Source organism: Burkholderia savannae (genome assembly GCF_001524445.2).
Lineage (GTDB): Bacteria > Pseudomonadota > Gammaproteobacteria > Burkholderiales > Burkholderiaceae > Burkholderia > Burkholderia savannae.
On sequence record NZ_CP013417.1, the window covers coordinates 758364 to 778099 of the forward strand.

The 19736-nt window shown below is 65.3% G+C and carries 18 protein-coding genes; 10 read left to right on the forward strand and 8 right to left on the reverse strand.

Annotated elements, in window-relative coordinates:
* Window positions 1–19 precede the first annotated feature (19 nt).
* Both WS78_RS03800 and WS78_RS03805 read left to right on the forward strand, forming a co-directional pair.
* A complete protein-coding gene (locus tag WS78_RS03800) occupies window positions 20–598 on the forward strand; it encodes an acyltransferase (protein WP_006025513.1) in 579 nt (192 codons plus the stop codon).
* Window positions 599–713: 115 nt separating this feature from the next.
* A complete protein-coding gene (locus tag WS78_RS03805) occupies window positions 714–1619 on the forward strand; it encodes a glycosyltransferase family 2 protein (RefSeq protein ID WP_231752092.1) in 906 nt (301 codons plus the stop codon).
* A 106-nt stretch (window positions 1620–1725) separates the two neighbouring features.
* Here WS78_RS03805 and WS78_RS03810 read toward each other — a convergent pair whose 3' ends face one another.
* The gene (locus tag WS78_RS03810) at window positions 1726–2541 is read right to left on the reverse strand and encodes a sulfotransferase family protein (protein WP_059583587.1); all 816 of its coding nucleotides are present in this window, start codon (window positions 2539–2541) and stop codon (window positions 1726–1728) included.
* Between the two features lie 638 nt (window positions 2542–3179).
* On the opposite strand from WS78_RS03810, the gene WS78_RS03820 reads away from it, so the two are divergent.
* Genes WS78_RS03820 through WS78_RS03835 form a run of 4 tightly spaced genes read left to right on the forward strand, consistent with a single transcriptional unit; the run spans window position 3180 to window position 7932 of the window.
* On the forward strand, window positions 3180–4025 hold the full coding sequence (locus WS78_RS03820) for a glycosyltransferase family protein (protein ID WP_059583592.1): 846 nt from the start codon (window positions 3180–3182) through the stop codon (window positions 4023–4025).
* On the forward strand, window positions 4022–4990 hold the full coding sequence (locus WS78_RS03825; RefSeq protein WP_063889479.1) for a UDP-glucose 4-epimerase family protein: 969 nt from the start codon (window positions 4022–4024) through the stop codon (window positions 4988–4990). Before WS78_RS03820 ends, WS78_RS03825 begins: the two co-directional genes overlap by 4 nt.
* Window positions 4991–4999: 9 nt before the next feature.
* Entirely contained in the window at window positions 5000–6013 is a 1014-nt protein-coding gene (locus WS78_RS03830) for an MraY family glycosyltransferase (protein ID WP_059583596.1), read from the forward strand.
* A gap of 20 nt (window positions 6014–6033) precedes the next feature.
* Window positions 6034–7932 (forward strand): polysaccharide biosynthesis protein, encoded by a 1899-nt coding sequence (locus WS78_RS03835; RefSeq protein ID WP_059583599.1) that lies wholly within the window; start codon window positions 6034–6036, stop codon window positions 7930–7932.
* Window positions 7933–8313: 381 nt separating this feature from the next.
* On the opposite strand, the gene WS78_RS03840 is transcribed toward WS78_RS03835, so the two are convergent.
* The 6 genes from WS78_RS03840 to WS78_RS36945 form a co-directional block, all read right to left on the reverse strand.
* Complete coding sequence (locus WS78_RS03840) at window positions 8314–9420, reverse strand: MraY family glycosyltransferase (RefSeq protein WP_038745820.1); 1107 nt, start codon at window positions 9418–9420, stop codon at window positions 8314–8316.
* A gap of 27 nt (window positions 9421–9447) precedes the next feature.
* Entirely contained in the window at window positions 9448–10470 is a 1023-nt protein-coding gene (galE, locus tag WS78_RS03845) for a UDP-glucose 4-epimerase GalE (RefSeq protein WP_038745818.1), read from the reverse strand.
* Between the two features lie 14 nt (window positions 10471–10484).
* Window positions 10485–11621, reverse strand: coding sequence for a glycosyltransferase family 4 protein (locus tag WS78_RS03850; protein ID WP_038745816.1), 1137 nt, complete (start codon window positions 11619–11621; stop codon window positions 10485–10487).
* 67 nt (window positions 11622–11688) lie between these two features.
* A complete protein-coding gene (locus WS78_RS03855) occupies window positions 11689–12525 on the reverse strand; it encodes a glycosyltransferase (protein WP_059583602.1) in 837 nt (278 codons plus the stop codon).
* Window positions 12522–13856 carry a lipopolysaccharide biosynthesis protein gene (locus WS78_RS03860; protein ID WP_197419388.1) on the reverse strand — a complete coding sequence of 445 codons (1335 nt, stop codon included), beginning with the start codon at window positions 13854–13856 and terminating at the stop codon, window positions 12522–12524. Before WS78_RS03860 ends, WS78_RS03855 begins: the two co-directional genes overlap by 4 nt.
* Window positions 13857–14054 (reverse strand): hypothetical protein, encoded by a 198-nt coding sequence (locus WS78_RS36945; RefSeq protein ID WP_162483261.1) that lies wholly within the window; start codon window positions 14052–14054, stop codon window positions 13857–13859.
* On the opposite strand from WS78_RS36945, the gene WS78_RS03870 reads away from it, so the two are divergent.
* From WS78_RS03870 to waaA, 4 genes are all read left to right on the forward strand, one after another.
* Window positions 14014–15432 (forward strand): phosphomannomutase/phosphoglucomutase, encoded by a 1419-nt coding sequence (locus WS78_RS03870; protein ID WP_082717251.1) that lies wholly within the window; start codon window positions 14014–14016, stop codon window positions 15430–15432. The genes WS78_RS36945 and WS78_RS03870 overlap by 41 nt on opposite strands.
* 108 nt (window positions 15433–15540) lie before the next feature.
* Window positions 15541–16608 carry a lipopolysaccharide heptosyltransferase I gene (gene waaC / locus WS78_RS03875; RefSeq protein ID WP_059583604.1) on the forward strand — a complete coding sequence of 356 codons (1068 nt, stop codon included), beginning with the start codon at window positions 15541–15543 and terminating at the stop codon, window positions 16606–16608.
* A 15-nt stretch (window positions 16609–16623) separates the two neighbouring features.
* Window positions 16624–17508 carry a Kdo hydroxylase family protein gene (locus WS78_RS03880; RefSeq protein ID WP_038745812.1) on the forward strand — a complete coding sequence of 295 codons (885 nt, stop codon included), beginning with the start codon at window positions 16624–16626 and terminating at the stop codon, window positions 17506–17508.
* Window positions 17509–17545: 37 nt separating this feature from the next.
* Entirely contained in the window at window positions 17546–18931 is a 1386-nt protein-coding gene (gene waaA / locus WS78_RS03885) for a lipid IV(A) 3-deoxy-D-manno-octulosonic acid transferase (protein ID WP_059583607.1), read from the forward strand.
* A gap of 142 nt (window positions 18932–19073) precedes the next feature.
* Here waaA and ureG read toward each other — a convergent pair whose 3' ends face one another.
* Window positions 19074–19724 (reverse strand): urease accessory protein UreG, encoded by a 651-nt coding sequence (ureG, locus tag WS78_RS03890; RefSeq protein WP_038745808.1) that lies wholly within the window; start codon window positions 19722–19724, stop codon window positions 19074–19076.
* Between the last annotated feature and the right edge of the window lie 12 nt (window positions 19725–19736).

Consider the following 19736-nt stretch of genomic DNA (forward strand, 5'->3'; position numbering starts at 1 on the left):
GCGGCGTGAGAGGGGGCACATGATCCATTCGTTGAAGTCGTTCTGCCGTTTCGTCCGCTGGCGTTTCAAGCCGGCAGTGTGTTTTTATCTCGGCAATCACCTCTTCATGAACTACATGCCGTATCGCATCCGGCATTGGTTTTTGCGGCGATTCTGCCAGGTGCGGATCGGCCGGGATTCGAGCATTGCGATGGGATGCTTCGTTACCGGCTATCACATCTCGATCGGCGACAACACCGTCGTCAACCGCTACACGTATCTCGACGGCCGCGTGCCGCTGACGATCGGGAACAACGTCAACATTTCACACTACACGTTGATCCAGACCTTGACGCACGATCCGCAGAATCCGGATTTCGTGTGTCTATGCAAACCGGTGGTGATCGAGGATCACGCGTGGATCGGCGCGCGCGCGATCATTTGTCCCGGCGTACACATCGGCGAAGGGGCGGTTGTCGGTGCGGGGGCGGTCGTGACGCGTGACGTGGCGCCTTATACGATCGTCGGCGGAAATCCCGCGCGCTTCATCAAGGAACGAACGAGAGATTTGCACTACCGATCGCGCTACTTCCCGTTCTTCGATACCGATATTCAATGAACGAAGCACCGGCCGCTTGCGACCGGTCAGCATATACTGATTGACGAATATGTCGATTTTCCGATTCTGTCGTGCGACCTCTGCGGGAGCAGTAGAGGCCGCCACCATCTCGGTCGTGATCCCTCTCTACAATCATGCCCGTTACATCGAAAGCGCGCTGGATAGCGTGCTGTCGCAGACGTCGCAGGCCGACGAGATCATTCTGATCGACGACGGTTCGTCCGACAACGGCTTTGACGTCGCGCAGCGCGTGCTGTCGAAGATTCCAAAGGCGAAGGCGTATCGACAAGACAACGCTGGAGCGCATAACACGATCAATCGCGCGATTGGCTTGAGCCGCGGTGACTTTGTCGCCGTTCTCAACTCCGACGACGTTTTTGTACCTACCAAACTCGCGCGTTGCAGAGCGATCGTGCGCGAGCAACCCGGCGTCGGTCTCATTGCGGGGCGAGTCAGCATCATGGATGACAACGGCGTTAGGCAGCATAGCGGCGCCGCGATCGATTGGCTGAGGCGGGCGCAGCAGTTCCTCGACGACACTAAGCTTGCTCAACTGGCGCTCCTGAACGAGAATTTTGTCGCGACGACGTCGAACATGGTGTTCGACCGTGCGCTGTGGCAAGCTGCTGGTGGTTTCCAGCCGTTGCGGTACTGCCATGATCTCGATTTCCTGATGTTTGCGTTTGCACACAGTTCAGTGTGTGTCGATGGCGATCGTGAGCATATTGTCTACCGAGTGCACGAGCGCAATACGATCAAGGAAGATCTGAGCAAAGTACGGATCGAAATTGCGGCCGTGATTGCCCAAGCATTGGCAATGTCCGGTCCGAGGCTCTTTTCCACCGAGTTGGGCGCGGCGGATCTGGCCGCGTTCAAGCGTTTTCTCGACAACAAGGGCATGACGGAACTGCTGTGCTTCTTTCAGACGACGCTGCCCGCCTTTCCGACACGGGCGGCATTCTACGAATACGCCATCGACCCGCGTCACGCGGAAGCCTTTGGATCGACGGTGATTGGTTGACGATTGGAGCGTGATCGATGCCGTCGGCTCGTGAGCGTAAACGGTGTCATTGGTGGCGCAGCAAGGCGAGGGCGCGTTGGCGCCGTGGCCTTGCCAACGCGCACGCTCAGAGGTAGCCGAATGCTGCCATTGCCTCGGCCGCCGTGGTGACGCAATGGCGGTTGATCTCTGGCGGGAGTTCGTTTTGCCAGGACTGCGCCCGTTCCTTGAGGAAGGGCTGCGACAGGTTCAGATGGCTCTGATCGTTGCGCAACACAGGCGCTCGTTGCGTATTGTCGAGCATGTTTTCCTCGAACGGCAGGCCGAGGAAAAACGAAGTGCAAGACAGTGCGATGCGCGGATCGGACACGAGGTCTTCGTAGCGAACGAGCAGATAGTTCGTTCGCCCCTGCATCGCTTTGAAAAGATGCAGGTTGGTGTAGTTCCAGAGGCGGGGAAAGTACTCGTCGATCCCCTGAGGGGCCCACGTCACATTTCTCAGCGATGCCATCGCGCCGCGAACGTCGCGGACGATGTGGATGAACTTGAGATTTGAGTTGAGCAGGCCGACCTGTTCGAGCTTACGGATGGACAGCAGGTCGTCCGGGGTCTTGTCGCCGCAGACGTGTTTGCCCGTGTTGCTTGCGATGCGGCCGTAGATCGCTGACAGGACGCCCGCGAGCGTCGGTTCGGCTTGCGCAAGCACGGCTTCGACTTCCTGAACCGAGATGTACGGTTCAAGCACTTCGCGGTAGTCATCGGTCGAGACAATGATCTCGGCGATGATTTTGCGCGCGGCCGACCAATCGCTGATGCAGCTGATGACGTGAGCGACCGGGCTGATGAACGTGGTTTGATTCGGAATGAATATCGCACTGTGGAGATTGAGGGATTCTTTGAAGAGGGTGGTGCCCGATCTCGGCGAGCCGAACAGGATGAACATTATGTTGCTGACTATCTAGAGGGATATGGGGATGGGATTCGATCTCCGGCGCGGGGAGCGCTTCGGGCGAACGGCGCAGCCGGAGGCAGCTTGCTTCGTAAAAGTCGGGATGGCGCAAATTCCAACCGACACCGCAGACATGTCCGCTCGGAAGCGCGCCGCTCGACGCGGCCGTGTCGAGCGACATGACGTTCCGGAGTTGGGCATGCTGAACGAGTGACGTGCAAGCCTAATCCACTTAACTGCGCCGCCGAGACATGGTGACCATAGCGCCCAGTCCTTACGGCGGGCGGCGCCCGATGGTGTTGAAGCTAATCGTTTTCGTAGTGTAGCGCGGTTGGAGAGATGATGGCATTTTGTAATTTTTCATAATGAAATTCGCGGATTGTAACAACTGTAACGGTTTTGGAATTTGTGTCGGCATCCGGTGCGGGCGTATGGCGTGTAATCAATCGTGAGCGGGCTCGTGCGATGTTCTGACGAGCGCTTACGAGATTTCTTGCCACTGGACTGGGTGCGTAGAGGGCGCTTGTCGAGCGTGAGCCGGCTTGCTCGTTTCGCGACTTTTCATCAAACTTGCATTTTCGATGCATGAATCGCCTGCCAATTGGCAAGGGGCGAGTTTTCCTGATTCTGAAATGACTGTCTCCACGTTGCAGCCCGGATTTGGGCGGGGATTGACCATATCGATCGTCGTGTACCGGCCGGACATGACAGTGTTGATGCGGACCGCGTACAGTCTGTGCGTTGCCGTCGACAGACTTCGCAGCCGGTGGCCAGCATTGCCGATCTTCGTCTACCTCGTGAACAACGGCGGCGCACATGATCTCTCTCCGGCGTCAGATTTGCTGCGCGATTACGGCATCGGCAGCGCAGTCCTGTCAGGACACGGCAATGTCGGCTATGGATGCGGGCACAATCTTGCAATCGATCAGATCGACAGCGGGTATCACCTCATCCTGAATCCGGATATCGATCTCGATAACGATGCGCTGGCGTGTTCGCTTGACTTCTTCGACCGTCATCCCGCTCTCGGCTTGTTGTCCCCTTTCATTGCAGGCGAGGACGGGCACATTCAATATCTTTGTCGACGTGTTCCGACCGTCCTCGATCTTTTTGTGCGCGGTTTCCTGCCGGTTCGTTTGCGAAAGCCATTCGGCGCGCGTCTTGCGCGGTATGAGATGCGTGATCGGATCAACGAGCGGGACGTCGTTTGGGAACCGCCGATCGTCAGCGGTTGTTTCATGTTGTTTCGAACGGACGTGCTCAAATCGCTTGCTGGCTTCGATGCGCGCTACTTCCTTTATTTCGAGGACTATGATCTCAGCTTGCGCGCGCACGACGTGACGCGCGTCGCCTATGTTCCCGACGTGCGCATCGTGCATTACGGCGGAGGGGCGGCTCGTAAGGGATGGTTGCACGTCCGCTTGTTTGTCGCGTCGGCATTTAAGTTCTTTAATCGTTTCGGCTGGAGATGGTGGTGAGTCGAATTCTCGTGACTGGCGCGAACGGTTTTGTGGGGCGTGCGGCGTGTGAGTCCCTTCTGAATCGCGGACATCACGTGACAGGACTCGTCAGACGGGCGGGCGGTTGCGTTCATGGCGTAGTGGAATGGGTTGACGATCGCGCCGATTTCGTCGGTCTCGATGACAATGCATTTCGGTCGGGCGAGGTGATCGACTGCGTCGTCCACCTAGCTGCCCGTGTACATGTCATGCGGGATGGCGTGCGCGATCCACAGGCAGCTTTCGACGCGACCAACGTGACTGGAACATTGCGGATCGCACGTGCTGCTCGTCAGCTGGGCGCGCGCCGCTTCGTGTTCGTGAGTAGCATCAAGGCGGTGGCGGAACGCGACGGCGGCGTGCCGTTGACCGAAGACGCCGAGCCGCGCCCCGAAGATGCCTATGGGCATTCGAAGTGGAAAGCGGAAGAGGCGCTGCGACAGCTCGGGCGAGCGTCCGGAATGGAGATTGTGATCATCCGTCCACCACTCGTCTATGGGCCGGGCGTGCGGGCGAATTTCTTGAGTCTCATGCGTGTAGTTGCGCGTGGCGTTCCACTGCCGCTTGGAATGATCAGCGCACGACGCAGCCTCTTGTACGTTGGTAATCTCGCCGATGTGCTGACATGCTGCGTGGACGATCCGAGAGCAGCCAATTGCACCTTTCATGTGGCCGACGACGACGCACCGACGGTAACGGATCTGCTGAAAGTTATTGGCGAGCAGTTGAACAAGCCAGCACGACTCTTTCCAGTGCCAACGCGAGCGCTGTACCTGTTGGGGCGCGTGATGGGACGCACGCCGCAAATCGAGCGGCTGACCGGCAGTCTTCGCGTAGATGCATCGCTGATACGTCGCACGCTCGACTGGCGCCCCCCATTTTCTACACGTGAAGGTTTGTGTGCGACCGCTCGATGGTATCGAACCACTTGTTCTCCCGAGTAGAATTCCGTCATGCTGAATGGTTTGGTTTCTCCGTGGCTGGGCGCCATCGGAATTTTCCTGTGCGCAGCGGCGGTGTGCGCTGCGATCTTGCGTGGTTTGCTGGCGACCGGTCTTGCGTGGCGCTTGGCGACCGACGTCCCCAATGACCGTTCGCTTCATGTTCGTCCGACGCCGCGCGTTGGCGGATGGGGGGTCGTGCCGGTGTCGGTTGCGGCCATGATGCTCTTCACCCCCGAACTTTGGGTGATCGCCTTGCTCACATTGGGACTCGCAACCATGTCTCAAGTCGACGATCGCCGAGGCTTGTCGGCGCGCGTGCGATTCGCTGGACATCTCTTGGCTGTGGCGATATTGATGCTCGCGTATCCGGCTTTGGCGCCGTGGTGGTGGCTGACGCTCGTTGCTTTTCTGATGTTATGGCTCATCAATCTCTATAATTTCATGGATGGCGCGGACGGACTGGCGGGTGGCATGACGCTGTTCGGTTTCGGCGCTTATTCAGCCGCGGCGTTTCTGGCGCCGAATTCGTCACCGGGACTTGCGCTCGCATCCGCAGCGATCGCGGGAGCGGCAGGGGGGTTCCTGTGGTTGAACTTTCACCCGGCGAAACTCTTTCTCGGCGATGCCGGATCTATTTCCGTCGGCTTCCTCGCGGGCGCGTTCGGCTACTGGGGGTGGCGCACGGGTGCATGGCCGATCTGGTTTCCGGCCATGGTGTTTGCTCCCTTTATATGTGATGCATCCGTAACATTACTGAGACGTTTGTTACGAGGTGAGAAGTTTTGGCAAGCGCATCGCGAGCATTACTATCAGCGGGTGATTCGTTCGGGCGTCGGACATGCGCGTATGGCGGAGTGTGCATACGTCATCATGTGCGCCGGTATCGCCGCGGCACTGTGGGCGTTGGGCCGATCGACATGCAAGCAATGGGCCGTGTTCTGCCTGTGGTACGGCGTACTGGCGATTGTCGGTGCCGCGATTGATCTCCGATGGCATCACGTATCCGCAGCGAAAACAAAATAGCTATACGAGGTTTGCCACTTATGATTAGACCAAAAGCATCGTGGCTGTCGCTAAGCGCATTCTTGTTCGACTTGACGGCAGTTTGCGGCGCATGGCTGATTGCTTATCTTGTCAGATTCAATGGTTCCGTTCCGGGAGAGTTCCTGTCTGGTGGACTAATCGCGCTCGCCTGGATCATCCCTGTGTATGGGGTGATGTTTCATGTGTTTGGGCTCTATCGTGGCCTTTGGGTGTTCGCGAGTTTGCCCGACTTGGTACGGATTTCCAAAGCGGTCATATTCGGCAGCTTGATTGTGATGATCGGTGCCGTCATGTTGCAACCTGCGCCGATCATCCCGCGTTCGGTGCTCGTGCTGACGCCGATGCTGTTGTTCCTGGCAATGGGTGGTGCCCGTGCGCTTTATCGCACGACGAAGGAGTTTTACCTGTACGGCGGACTCGTGGGCCAGGGTAAGCCGGTCCTCGTGCTCGGTGCGGGTTCTGCGGGCGCGAGCCTCGCGCGCGAGCTGTCGCGCTCCGGCGAATGGCGTCTCGCCGGCCTGCTCGACGACGATCCCGCGAAGCACGGGCGCGAAGTCTACGGCTACAAGGTGCTCGGCCCCATTAGCGAAGTCGCGCACTGGGCCGAGACCGCGAAGGCCGAATACGCGATCATCGCGATCCCGTCCGCTTCGGTCGAAGCGCAGCGCCGCGTCGCCACGCTCTGCGTGCGCGCCGGCGTCAAGGCGATGGTGCTGCCGTCGCTGACCGCGCTGATGCCGGGCCAGGGCTTCCTGTCGCAGATCCGTCAGATCGACCTCGAGGATCTGCTCGGCCGCGAGGCCGTGACGATCGACACGCCGCACGTCGAAGCGCTGCTGCGCGGCCGCGTCGTGATGGTGACCGGCGCGGGCGGCTCAATCGGCTCGGAGCTCTGCCGCCAGATCCTGAAATTCCAGCCCGCGCAACTGATCGCCTTCGATTTGTCCGAATACGCGATGTATCGCCTGACCGAAGAGCTCCGCGAGCGCTTTCCCGATCTGCCCGTCGTGCCGATCATCGGGGATGCGAAGGATTCGCTGCTGCTCGATCAGGTGATGTCGCGCTATGCGCCGCACATCGTGTTCCACGCGGCCGCGTACAAGCACGTGCCGCTGATGGAGGAGCTCAACGCGTGGCAGGCGTTGCGCAACAACGTGCTCGGCACGTATCGCGTCGCGCGTGCGGCGATCCGCCACGACGTCCGGCATTTCGTGCTGATCTCGACCGACAAGGCCGTGAACCCGACGAACGTGATGGGCGCGAGCAAGCGCCTCGCGGAGATGGCCTGTCAGGCACTGCAGCAGACGAGCGCGCGCACGCAGTTCGAGACGGTGCGCTTCGGCAACGTGCTCGGCAGCGCGGGCAGCGTGATTCCGAAATTCCAGCAGCAGATCGCGAAGGGCGGTCCGGTAACGGTCACGCATCCGGAGATCACGCGTTTCTTCATGACGATTCCCGAGGCGTCGCAGCTCGTGCTGCAGGCGTCGAGCATGGGGCAGGGCGGCGAGATCTTCATCCTCGACATGGGCGAGCCGGTGAAGATCGTCGATCTCGCGCGCGATCTGATCCGCCTCTACGGCTTCACCGAGGATCACATCCGCATCGAGTTCAGCGGGCTGCGTCCGGGCGAGAAGCTCTACGAGGAACTGCTCGCCGACGACGAGACGACGACCCGCACGCCGCATCCGAAGCTGCGCACCGCGCGCGCGCGCGAGGTGCCCGATCACCTGCTCGACGAGCTGCTGCCGTGGCTGATGCAGCACCGTGTGCTGAGCGACGACGAAGTGCGGCGCGATCTGCGGCGCTGGGTGCCCGAGTATCAGCCGGCTGCCGGGCCGACGCTGCAGAGCGTGCCGACCGGCAACGGGCTCGTCGCCGGCATCGGCCGCGAGGCGTGACGCCGGCCGAGAAGCAGGGCCGCGGGCGGGGCCGGCGTATAGGCGCGCGCCCGGCCGAGAACGTGCCCGTTCGGGCCTGCCGAATCGTTCAGCTCCGCGAAGCGGGCAAGTTGGGCAGTCGGTTTCGGCCGGGAGGAATTCGGCGGCGGCGAAGCGTGAAGGCCGGGGCGCCGCGCCGCTGAATTCGTTGCCGCGTTCGCTCGAACATGCGAGGCGCACGGCAAGCGTTCGATTCGTTGAATCAACGCTCGAAACGGTAGCGGGAACAGCGAGCGGCCGAAACGGCATCGATCCCAATTCAGGATGGGCTGCTTCATGGAAAAAGCGCGAGTCGAAGATCGGCTCGCGCTTTTTTTTGCCTGCCGTTGTGCCGCCGCCGCGTTACCGCCTCGGCTGATGCTTGCGGACCACCATCCAGCGCGGCGACTTGAACCGGACGATGCTCACGTAAAGCCACACGTACGTGAGCGCGAACACGATCACGAACGCGAACAAATGGATCGTGTGCTGCCAGAAGAGCGTCGCGGGAATCACCGCGACGAGGCAGAGCAGCCACAGGTACGGCGACGTCAGCGAATTCCGGCGCGTGAGCTCGTGCGCGGCGCGCGTGCCGACCGCCCAGCGCATCAGCCGCTTGTAGACGAGCATATGCAGGTGCACGCCGTCCGGGATGCCGGGCGACATGCCGCGAATGAATTTCTTCCGATAGATCGAGAAGCAGGTCTCGAAGATCGGATACATGAAGAGCAGCACCGGATACCACGCGGACACCTCGCGGTGCCGCATCACGAGCGAGATCGCGAGCTCGGCGAGCATGAAGCCGATGAAGTACGCGCCGCCGTCGCCGAGGAAGATGAGGCCCGCCGGAAAGTTCCAGATGAAGAAGCCCATGATCGCGCCCATCATCACGATCGAGCCGGACATCACGACCGGATCGCCGACCTGGAACGCGACGTACGCGAGCGACGCGAACATCATGAACGCGACCATCGATGCGAGGCCGTTGAAGCCGTCGATGATGTTGACCGCGTTCGCGAGCGCGGCGACGGCGAGCACCGTGACCGAGGCCGAGATCGCCGCGTAGCCGAGCAGGAAATCGAGGGGCGGCACGCTGATGCGCGTGATCGCGATGCCCATCAGCACGAACGCGAGCGCCGCGGCCGCCATCGTGCAGACAAGCCGCGCGGCGGGCGTCACTTTCTTCGTCAGATCCTCGATCAGCCCGGACGCGAACGCGGGCAGCCCGCACGCGGCGAGCCCGAGAATGCTGCCCGCGATCGCCGGATACCGGCGCGACAGCAGCGCCGTCGCGACCACGAGCCCGATCAGAATGCCGATGCCGCCCACCCGCGGCACCGGCCGCGCATGGAATTTCTGCACGCCGGCGAGATCGTTGTCGATCGAGAATTTCTCGTGCAGGTGCGCATAGCGGACGATGAGCAGCGTGACGAGAAGCGAGACGATGAAGCCGACGGCGAAGCTGAGCATGGGCGTGCCCGGAAATTGGACAGCGGATTATACAAAACCGCGCGGGTTGTTTTCCTGCCAGCGCCAGTGGTCCGCGCACATCCGGTCGAGGTCGCGCTCGGCCTTCCAGCCGATGATATCGGCCGCGGCGGCGGGGTTCGCGTAGCACTCGGCGACGTCGCCCGGGCGGCGCGCGACGAGCTCGTACGGCACGGGCCGCCCCGACGCCTTCTCGAACGCGCGCACGACTTCGAGCACGCTGTAGCCGCGGCCCGTGCCGAGGTTGACGGTGAGGCTCGCGTCGCGGCGCTCGAGTGCGTCGAGCGCCGCGATGTGGCCGCGCGCGAGATCGACGACATGGATGTAGTCGCGTACGCCGGTGCCGTCGGGCGTCGGGTAGTCGCTGCCGAACACACGCAGCTTCTCGAGCTTGCCGACCGCGACCTGCGCGACGTACGGCATCAGGTTGTTCGGAATGCCGGCCGGGTCCTCGCCGATGAGGCCGCTCTCGTGCGCGCCGACCGGATTGAAGTAGCGCAGCGTCGCGACGCGCCAGGCCGGATCGGCGAGCTCGACGTCGCGCAGGATCTGCTCGGCGATCAGCTTCGTCTGGCCGTACGGGTTGGTCGCCGAGAGCGGGAACGTCTCGTCGATCGGCGAGCGCTCGGGCACGCCGTATACGGTCGCCGACGAGCTGAACACGATCCGCTTCACGTTGCGCTCGCGCATCACGCGCAGCAGCGACAGCAGGCCGTCGAGGTTGTTGCGGTAATACTCGACGGGCTTCGCGACCGATTCGCCGACCGCCTTCAGCGCGGCGAAGTGAATCGCGGCCGTGATCGGATGCGCGTCGAACACCCGCGCGAGCGCGCGCTCGTCGCAGACGTCGACTTCGTGGAAGGCGGGCGTCTTGCCCGTGATCTTCTCGATCCGTGCGATCGCCTCGCGCTTGCTGTTGACGAGGTTGTCGGCGATCACGACGTCGTAGCCGTGCTCGAGCAGCTCGACGGCGGTGTGCGAACCGATATAGCCCGCGCCGCCGGTGACGAGGATCGTGCCCTTCGTGCTCATTGCTGATTGCTCCGTCAAAGTGTGACGCCCGTCAGGGCGGAAATGGTCTGATGATAACGTTCGATGACTTTCGCTTCGTCGAATTCCGCGGCGACCTTCCGCCGGCCGCGCTCGCCCATCGCGCGCCGCTCGGCGGCGCTCATGTCGAGCATCCGCGCGAGTTGCGCGGCGAGGCTCGCGCTGTCGCGCGCCGTGCACAAGAGGCCCGTGTCGCCGTCGGCGACGACGTCGCGGCAGCCCGGCACGTCGGTCGCGACGATCGGGCGGCCCATCGCGGACGCTTCCATCAGCGTGCGCGGCACGCCTTCGCGATACGACGGCAGCACGACGCAGTCGGCGCGGGCGATGTGCGGCCGCACGTCGTGCGCCTCGCCGAGGTAATCGATCACGCCCTCGCGCACCCACGCGTCGACGTCGGCGCGCGAGATCGCGCTCGGATTGTCGACGCCGACGGGGCCGAGCAGCGCGAAGCGCGCCTGCGGATAGCGCGTGCGCAGCGCGCGCGCCGCGTCGACATATTCGCGCACGCCTTTGTCCCACAGCAGGCGGCCAATCAATACGAACGTGAACGTGTCGCGCTCGGGCAGCGGCGCGAGCGCGAACTGCTCGAGGTCGACGCCTTCGCCGTGCAGGAGGCGCGCGCGCTGCGGATGCGCGAGGAGCCGCTCGTGCGCGAACGTGTCGAGATCGTCGCGGTTCAGGAACCAGATTTCGCGCGGGAAGCGGAACGCGAAGCGGTACAGCGCCTTCGCGACGCGTGCGGCGCGGCTTCTCTGGATGAATACGTAGCCCAAGCCCGTCGTCACCGCGATCGACGGCACGCGCGCGAGCCATGCGGCGATCGATCCGTAAATGTTTGGCTTGATCGTGTAATGGAACACGAGATCGGGCCTGATTTCCCGATAGTGCCGATAGAGCGCGGCGAGCGTGCGCAGGTCCTCGCGCGGGCTCGTGCCTTTCGATGCGACGGGCAGCTCCGCGTAGCGGCAGCCCATCCGCACGAGCGGCTCGACCGTGCGGTCGCGCGGCGCGAGCACCGTCACCTGCGCGCCGCGCGCGATCAGCATGCGCAGCAGGCCGTGCCGGTACGTGTAGATCGCCCACGCGGTATTGCAGACGAGAACGATGCGCAGGGCGGAAGCGGAACTCATGTCGGGCTGAAAAAAATAATCGGATGCGCGGGCCAGTCTGAGCGGGCGCGTGAGCGGGCGCGGCGCGTCATGCGGCGCCGCGCGGGGCGAACAGCAGGCGCTTCGCGCGCTGCAGCGTCGAATAGGGCGTCACGAAATGAAGCAGATTTTTCGCGACGCCGAGCCAATCGTAAGGATTGAGCGGATCGAAGTAATGCAGCGCCAGCGCGAGCGTCGACGCGATCTGCCGCCGCCGCTTCGTCGCGCTGATGCCGCCTTCGTTCAATTCGTAATACAAACCGAGCTCCGGCAGGTTCGCGCAATCGTAGCGTTCCATTAACCGTAAAAAAAGATCGAGGTCTTCCGCCGCGCGATATTTGATTCGATAGTTGCCGGCCTGTTTCACCGCCGCGATGTCGAGCATCATCGACGGATGGACGAACGGCGAGCGAAAGAAGCGCGTGCGGCGCAGCGTCGCGGGATCGGCGGCGGGCGTCAGCATGAAGAGCGGCCGGCCGTCGCGCGACACGACCTGCGTCCACGTGCCGAGGCCCGCCACGTGCGGATGCGCGTCGAAGTACGCGCGCTGCTTCGCGAGCCGGCCGGGCGCGGCGAGGTCGCCCGCGTCGATGCGCGCCGCGTAGCGGAAGCCGCGCGCGGCGAGCGCGTCGATGCCGGCCGCGAGCGCGCGCTCGATTCCGCCGTTTCGCGGCATCCGCAGCACGTCGATCGCGAGGCCCGGCAGTTCGGGCGCGGCGATCGGCGGCGTGCTGCCGTCGTCGACGACGAGCACGCGCACGGGCGCGTCCTCGCGAAACGACATCAGCGTGCGCAGCAGATCGTCGTGCGCGTTGTATGCCGGAATCAGCACGGCGACGTCGTCGAGCGAGCGGGCGGCGCCGGGCGTGGCGAAAGAGGGCGTCATGGGCGCAGCTTCAGGCGGATGTAATAGAAATTGACCGACGCGGCGGCGAGATAGCCGGCGGCGAGGCCCGCGAGCGCGCCATAGAGGCCGAGTGCGGGAATCGCGATCAGGTTGACGAGCGCGGCGAGCGCGAGCGCCGTCGACCATTTCGCGAGCAGCACGAACTTCGCCTGATACTTGAGCACGACGAGATTGCCGATCGCCTCGATGCCGGCCGGCACCGACAGCCACACCGCAAGGCGGAACACGTCGACCGACGTCTCGAAGCCGGGGCCGAACACCTTGCGGATAATGAAGCCCGCGAGCAGGTCGAGCACGAGCGCGCCCGCGGCCATCAGCGCGGCCGTCATGCCGATCAGGCGCCACACGTTGCGGCGCAGCCGCGGCGCGTCCTGCACGCGGTAGACGAACGCGGGCGCGATCGTTTGCGCGAGCATCAGCGCGAGCGTGATCCAGTTCTCGTTCAACTGCTGCGCGGCCGCGTAGCGGCCGAGCTCGGCGAACGACACGTAGCGCTCGAGCATCAGCCGGTCGAGCTTCAGGAACAGGTACATGCAGACGAGGCCGAGCCAGAAGACGGTGCCTGTCGTCGCGAACTCGCGCACGAGCGGGCGCTCGACGCGCCAGCCGAGCGCGCCGCCGTTGCGGCCGCGGTAATACCAGATCAGCGCGGCCGCGATCGCCGCGGCCTCGAGCGCCCACAGCCAGCCGAAGCGCGCGGGCGCGGCGGCGGCGCGCACCAAGAGCCACACGAGCGCCATCTTCGCGATCGCCGCCGTGATGCTCGCGAGCAGTTGCGGCTTGCTGTACGTCATGCTCTGCAGCCACGCATTGACGATGCCGACGAACGGCTCGCGCAGCACGAGCGTCACCGCGAGCCCGGCGAGCATCGCGCCGACGAGCGGATCGAACGCGCCCAGGGCGATCGCCGCCCACGTGAGCGCGAGCGCGGCGACCGACACCGCGAAGCGCAGCGCGAACGCGCTGCCGAGCACGGCGCCCAGTTGCGCGCCCGTGCGCTGGACGATCGTCGGCACGAGGATCTCCGCGCCGCACACCCAGGTGAGCGGCGCGAGGACGAGGAGGAGCGTATTCGCGTATTGCCATTTGCCGAACGCGTCGGGGCCGAAGTAGCGGGCGAGCAGGCCGCTCACGACGATCGCGACGCCGATCTGCGTGAGCCGCTCGAGCCCGAGCCACGCGAGGTTCGCGACGGCCTTCGCGACGTCGGGATTCGAAAGCCTGGATTTCAGCATGACGCGCCGCGGGCAAACGTGCGCGAGATGACCGGGCCGGCCGACCGCGGGAGCGGTTTTGCTGCGATGAAGCATTCAGGCATTAAAATGGGCGCGATCGGCGTAGCTGAAACCAGCGATTATAAGTTGGATCGGATTCGCTTCCGGCATCGGCAGAGCCATGCGTTGCCGCTCGCCGGTCGGTTCGGGCGACAATTTTTTACGCATTCGCGTTGAGGCGGCCAAATTTTTTATGGACGACACTGAGAGTGAATCGATGATCTCCCAATCCATCTTCAAGGCATACGATATTCGGGGCGTGATCGGCAAGACGCTCGACGCCGACGTCGCGCGCGCGATCGGCCGCGCGTTCGGCAGCGAAGTGCGCGCGCAGGGCGGCGACGCGGTCGTCGTCGCGCGCGACGGCCGCCTGTCGGGCCCCGAGCTCGTCGGCGCGCTCGCGGACGGGCTGCGCGCGTCGGGCGTCGATGTCGTCGACGTCGGCATGGTGCCGACGCCCGTCGGCTACTTCGCGGCGAGCGTGCCGCTCGCGCTCGCCAACGGCGAGCGCCGCGTCGACTCGTGCATCGTCGTCACGGGCAGCCACAACCCGCCCGACTACAACGGCTTCAAGATGGTGCTGCGCGGCGCCGCGATCTACGGCGACCAGATCCAGGCCCTCTACAAGCGCATCGTCGACGAGCGCTTCGAAGCCGGCAGCGGTTCGTATGAGCAATACGACGTCGCCGACCAGTACGTCGAGCGCATCGTCGGCGACATCAAGCCCGCGCGGCCGCTCAAGCTCGTCGTCGACGCGGGCAACGGCGTCGCGGGCCCGCTCGCGACGCGCCTGTTCAAGGCGCTCGGCTGCGAGCTCGTCGAGCTCTTCACCGACATCGACGGCAACTTCCCGAACCACCACCCGGACCCGGCGCACCCGGAGAACCTGCAGGACGTGATCGCGAAGCTGAAGACGACCGACGCCGAGATCGGCTTCGCGTTCGACGGCGACGGCGACCGCCTCGGCGTCGTCACGAAGGACGGCCAGATCATCTACCCGGACCGCCAGCTGATGCTGTTCGCGCAGGAAGTGCTGTCGCGCAACCCGGGCGCGCAGATCATCTACGACGTGAAGTGCACGCGCAACCTCGCGCACTGGGTGCGCGAGAAGGGCGGCGAGCCGCTGATGTGGAAGACGGGCCACTCGCTCGTGAAGGCGAAGCTGCGCGAAACGGGCGCGCCGCTCGCGGGCGAGATGAGCGGCCACGTGTTCTTCAAGGATCGCTGGTACGGCTTCGACGACGGTCTCTACACGGGCGCGCGCCTGCTCGAGATCCTCGCGCGCGTGGCCGATCCGAGCGCGCTTCTGAACGGCCTGCCGAACGCGGTGTCGACGCCGGAGCTTCAGCTCAAGCTCGAAGAGGGCGAGAGCGTGAAGCTGATCGACAAGCTGCGCGCCGATGCGAAGTTCGACGGCGCCGACGAAGTCGTGACGATCGACGGCCTGCGCGTCGAGTATCCGGACGGCTTCGGCCTCGCGCGCTCGTCGAACACGACGCCCGTGGTCGTGCTGCGCTTCGAGGCGACGTCCGACGCGGCGCTCGCGCGAATCCAGGACGATTTCCGGCGCGCGCTGAAGGCCGCGAAGCCGGACGCGAACCTGCCGTTCTGAGCTTGACTTTCGCGCGTCGCGCGGCGGGGGCGGCCCGACCGGCCTTGCGCTGACGCAAGCCTTGTCGAAAAAGCGGCGACGCATTCGTGCGTTCGCCGCTTTTTGTCTGTGCCGGCCGTCCGGCGCGATAAAATCCGTCCTTTCGGTCTGTGCCGGCGGCTGCCGGCCATTTTTTTCAGCGTGCAAAAAATTCTGATCGTGCGCGTGTCGTCGCTCGGCGACGTCGTGCATAACATGCCGGTGATCGCCGACATCCGCCGGCGCCATCCCGACGCGCAGATCGACTGGCTCGTCGAGGAAGGCTTCGCCGATCTCGTGCGGCTCGTCGACGGCGTGCGCAACGTGCTGCCGTTCTCGCTGCGGCGCTGGCGCAAGCGCCTCGGCACGCCCGGCACGTGGCGCGAGATCCGCGCGTTCCGGCGGCGGCTCGCCGAAGAGCGCTACGACCTCGTGATCGATTGCCAGGGGCTCATCAAGACCGCGTGGGTCGCGAGCTGGGCGCGCGGGCCGCTCGTCGGCCTCGGCAACCGCACCGACGGCGCGGGCTACGAGTGGCCGGTGCGCTTCTTCTACGACAAGCGCGTGCCGATCGTGCCGCGCACGCATGTCGTCGAGCGCTCGCGGCAGCTCGTCGCGGCCGCGCTGGGCGACCCCGCGCCGACGCCTGCCGATGCGATCGATTTCGGCGTCGACACGCGCGGCGCGTCGCAAGCGCTCGCGTCGCTCGATCTGAACCTGCCGGTGCCGTACGTCGTGTTCGTCCACGCGACGTCGCGCGCCGACAAGCAGTGGCCCGACGACGCATGGATCGGCCTCGGCGAGGCGCTCGTGCGGCGCGGCGCGTCGCTCGTGCTGCCGTGGGGCAGCGACGCCGAGCGCGCGACGAGCGAGCGTCTCGCGAAGGCGTTCGGCGCGGCGGCGATCGTGCCGCCGAAGCTGTCGCTGCCCGCGGTCGTCGGCCTCATCGACGGCGCGGCGGCGACGGTCGGCGTCGATACCGGCCTCGTTCACATCGCGGCGGCGCTGAAGCGTCCGACCGTCGAACTGTACAATTTCGCGACAGCCTGGCGCACGGGCGGCTACTGGTCGCCCAACGTCGTCAATCTCGGCACCGCCGGCGCGCCGCCGTCCCTTTCGCAGGTGAAGGACGCACTCGCGTCGTTCGGCCTCTTGTAATCCCGACAGGCGATCATGAGCGAATCCCAGATCATCGAAATTGCGTCCGCCGACTGGAGCGGCCAACATCTGTCCGTGCCGCGCGAGCAGCTGCTCGCCGGCCTCGAAGACGGCAAGGTGCTGTTCTTTTCACATCTGCGCTTCGCGATCGAAGGCGGCGAGGAAGCGCTGCTCGATCCCGCGTTCGCCGATCCGAAGCGCAAGAACATCAGCCTCGCGCCGAACGGCGGCGCGCTCGCCGGCGTGGCGGGCGACGCCGTCACGCAATCGGCCGTGCGCGCGCTGATCGCGCGTTTCCAGCAGCAGGCGGGCACGCTCGTCGACGGCCTCTTTCCCGAGTATCGCGGCAAGCTGCGCGTCGCGCCGACGAGCCTGCGCCTGATGCAGGTCGAGACGCGCGAGACGTCGTGGCGCAAGGACGACAGCCGCCTGCACGTCGACGCGTTTCCGTCGCGGCCGAATTACGGCGAGCGGATTCTGCGCGTGTTCACCAACGTGAACCCGGCGGGCGTGCCGCGCGTGTGGCGCGTCGGCGAGCCGTTCGAGGACGTCGCGAAGCGCTTCTTGCCGCGCATCAAGCCGCAGGTGCCGGGCTCCGCGTGGCTGCTCGAATTGCTGCACGTGACGAAGTCGCGCCGCAGCGCGTACGACCACCTGATGCTGAATCTGCACGACAGCATGAAGGCCGATCTCGACTATCAGAAGAGCAGCCCGCAGCAGACGATGCCGTTCCCGTCGGGCAGCGTGTGGGTGTGCTTCTCGGATCAGGCGTCGCACGCGGTGATGTCCGGCCAGTTCATGCTCGAGCAGACTTTCTTCCTGCCGGTGGACGCGATGGTCCGTCCGGAGCGCGCGCCGCTCGGCATTCTCGAACGCCTGCAGGGCAGGGCTCTCGTTTGAGCGCGCGCGACGTTTCCTTCGACGGAGCCGCCGCGCGATGCTGAGAGCGATCTATCGCGCGCTGTGGTGGCTGATCGCGCCGCTCGCGGTGCTGCGCCTGCTGTGGCGCTCGCGCAAGGAGCGCGGCTATCGCGAGCATATCGGCGAGCGCTTCGGCTTCGGGCCGGGCCGCGCGCTTGCGCGCCACATCGACGAATCGACGCCGATCGTCTGGGTGCACGCGGTGTCCGTCGGCGAGACGCGCGCCGCGCAGCCGCTCGTCGATGCGCTGATGCGCGCGCGGCCCGACGTGCACGTGCTGCTCACTCACATGACGCCGAGCGGCCGCGCGACGGGCGAGCAGATCTTCGGCGAGCGCGTGTCGCGCTGCTATCTGCCGTACGATCTGCCGCATCTCGTGCGGCGCTTCCTGCATGGGTGGCGGCCGTCGCTCGGCCTCGTGATGGAGACTGAAGTCTGGCCGACGCTCATCGACGAGTGCCGCCGCGCCGACGTGCCGCTCGTATTGACGAACGCGCGGATGTCGGCGCGCTCGTTCAGGCGCGCGGCGAAGTTCGGCTCGGCCGCGCGCGAAGTGTTCGGCGGCTTCTCGCGCGTGCTCGCGCAAAGCCCGGCCGACGCGGAGCGCCTGTCATCGCTCGGCGCGCGCAACGTCGCCGTGCTCGGCAACCTGAAGTTCGACATGACGACGCCGCCCGAGCTCGCCGCGCGCGGCCGCGCATGGCGCGAGGCGATCGGCGGGCGGCCGGTGTGGGTCGCGGCGAGCACGCGCGACGGCGAGGAGGCGCTCGTGCTCGACGCGTTCGCTGGGGTGACGACGCCGGGTGCGCTGCTGATTCTCGTGCCGCGCCATCCGCAGCGCTTCGCCGAAGTCGCGGCGCTCGTCGAGCGGCGCGGCTTGCGCCACGCACGCCGCACCGAATGGGCGGCCGACGCGGCCGCCGCCGCGGCGGGCCAGCCGGCCGCATCCGCGTTGCCGGCAAACGTCGACGTGCTGCTCGGCGATTCGATGGGCGAGCTGGGCGCGTACTACGCGGCCGCCGACATCGCGTTCATCGGCGGGAGCCTGCTGCCGCTCGGCGGGCAGAATCTGATCGAGGCGTGCGCGGTGGGCGTGCCGGTGCTGATCGGGCCGCACGTGTTCAACTTCACGCAGGCGACGGCCGATGCGGTCGCGGCGGGCGCGTGCGCGCAGGTGCGGGATTCGGCGGATCTTGCGTGCACGCTAGACGAACTGTTCGCCGATCACGCGCGCCGCACCGCGATGGGCGCGGCGGGCGCCGCGTTCGCCGCGCGGCATCGCGGGGCGACCGCGCGCACGGTCGACGTGCTGAATGCGCTGTTGCCGCCGCCGCGTGCCGTGTCGGCGGCAAGCGACGAAGGCGAGGGCGGCGGGCGCGACACGGGGGCTGCGCGCGACTGAGCGCCGCATCGCGCCGTGCGTGGTTGCGAGACGGCGGCGTCATCGCAGCCGCGGCCGCCACGGCCGCCGCATCGCGCGATCGCGGTGTCGCGCCGCTCCGCGATCGCGCGAGCCCAGGCCGCGAACATCGCGCGCCGCGCGCTCAGACCGTCAGCAATCCTTTTTTCTCGATGAACGCGATCACGTCGGCGACGCCGTCGAGCGCCTTCAGATTGCACATCACGTACGGGCGTTCGCCGCGCATCTTCTTCGTGTCGGACGCCATCACGTCGAGATTCGCGCCCACGAGCGGCGCGAGATCCGTCTTGTTGATCACGAGCAGATCCGACTTCGTGATCCCCGGGCCGCCCTTGCGCGGAATCTTCTCGCCGCCCGCGACGTCGATCACGTAGATCGTCAGGTCCGACAGCTCAGGGCTGAACGTCGCCGCGAGGTTGTCGCCGCCCGATTCGATGAACACGATGTCCGCGTCCGGAAAGCGCGACAGCATCCGGTCGACCGCCTCGAGATTGATCGACGCGTCCTCGCGGATCGCCGTGTGCGGGCAGCCGCCCGTCTCGACGCCCATGATCCGTTCTTCGGGCAGCGCGCCCGCGATCGTCAGCAGGCGCTGGTCTTCCTTCGTGTAGATGTCGTTCGTGATCGCGACGAGGTCGTAGCGCTCGCGCATGCCCTTGCAGAGCATTTCGAGGAGCGTCGTCTTGCCGGAGCCGACGGGGCCGCCGATGCCGACGCGCAGCGGCGGGAGCTTCTTCGTGCGGCGGGCCGCCGCCGCGGAATGGGGTGCGTTCATGATTCGGTGCGT

Excerpts from the sequence above, each read along its gene's own strand:
- WS78_RS03800 (WP_006025513.1), top strand. The coding sequence starts at position 20 with ATGATCCATTCGTTGAAGTCGTTCTGCCGTTTCGTCCGCTGGCGTTTC.
- WS78_RS03810 (WP_059583587.1), bottom strand. The coding sequence starts at position 2,541 with ATGTTCATCCTGTTCGGCTCGCCGAGATCGGGCACCACCCTCTTCAAA.
- WS78_RS03820 (WP_059583592.1), top strand. The coding sequence starts at position 3,180 with ATGACTGTCTCCACGTTGCAGCCCGGATTTGGGCGGGGATTGACCATA.
- WS78_RS03830 (WP_059583596.1), top strand. The coding sequence starts at position 5,000 with ATGCTGAATGGTTTGGTTTCTCCGTGGCTGGGCGCCATCGGAATTTTC.
- WS78_RS03835 (WP_059583599.1), top strand. The coding sequence starts at position 6,034 with ATGATTAGACCAAAAGCATCGTGGCTGTCGCTAAGCGCATTCTTGTTC.
- WS78_RS03840 (WP_038745820.1), bottom strand. The coding sequence starts at position 9,420 with ATGCTCAGCTTCGCCGTCGGCTTCATCGTCTCGCTTCTCGTCACGCTG.
- galE (WP_038745818.1), bottom strand. The coding sequence starts at position 10,470 with ATGAGCACGAAGGGCACGATCCTCGTCACCGGCGGCGCGGGCTATATC.
- WS78_RS03850 (WP_038745816.1), bottom strand. The coding sequence starts at position 11,621 with ATGAGTTCCGCTTCCGCCCTGCGCATCGTTCTCGTCTGCAATACCGCG.
- WS78_RS03855 (WP_059583602.1), bottom strand. The coding sequence starts at position 12,525 with ATGACGCCCTCTTTCGCCACGCCCGGCGCCGCCCGCTCGCTCGACGAC.
- WS78_RS03860 (WP_197419388.1), bottom strand. The coding sequence starts at position 13,856 with ATGCTTCATCGCAGCAAAACCGCTCCCGCGGTCGGCCGGCCCGGTCAT.
- WS78_RS03870 (WP_082717251.1), top strand. The coding sequence starts at position 14,014 with ATGGACGACACTGAGAGTGAATCGATGATCTCCCAATCCATCTTCAAG.
- WS78_RS36945 (WP_162483261.1), bottom strand. The coding sequence starts at position 14,054 with ATGGATTGGGAGATCATCGATTCACTCTCAGTGTCGTCCATAAAAAAT.
- WS78_RS03880 (WP_038745812.1), top strand. The coding sequence starts at position 16,624 with ATGAGCGAATCCCAGATCATCGAAATTGCGTCCGCCGACTGGAGCGGC.
- waaA (WP_059583607.1), top strand. The coding sequence starts at position 17,546 with ATGCTGAGAGCGATCTATCGCGCGCTGTGGTGGCTGATCGCGCCGCTC.
- ureG (WP_038745808.1), bottom strand. The coding sequence starts at position 19,724 with ATGAACGCACCCCATTCCGCGGCGGCGGCCCGCCGCACGAAGAAGCTC.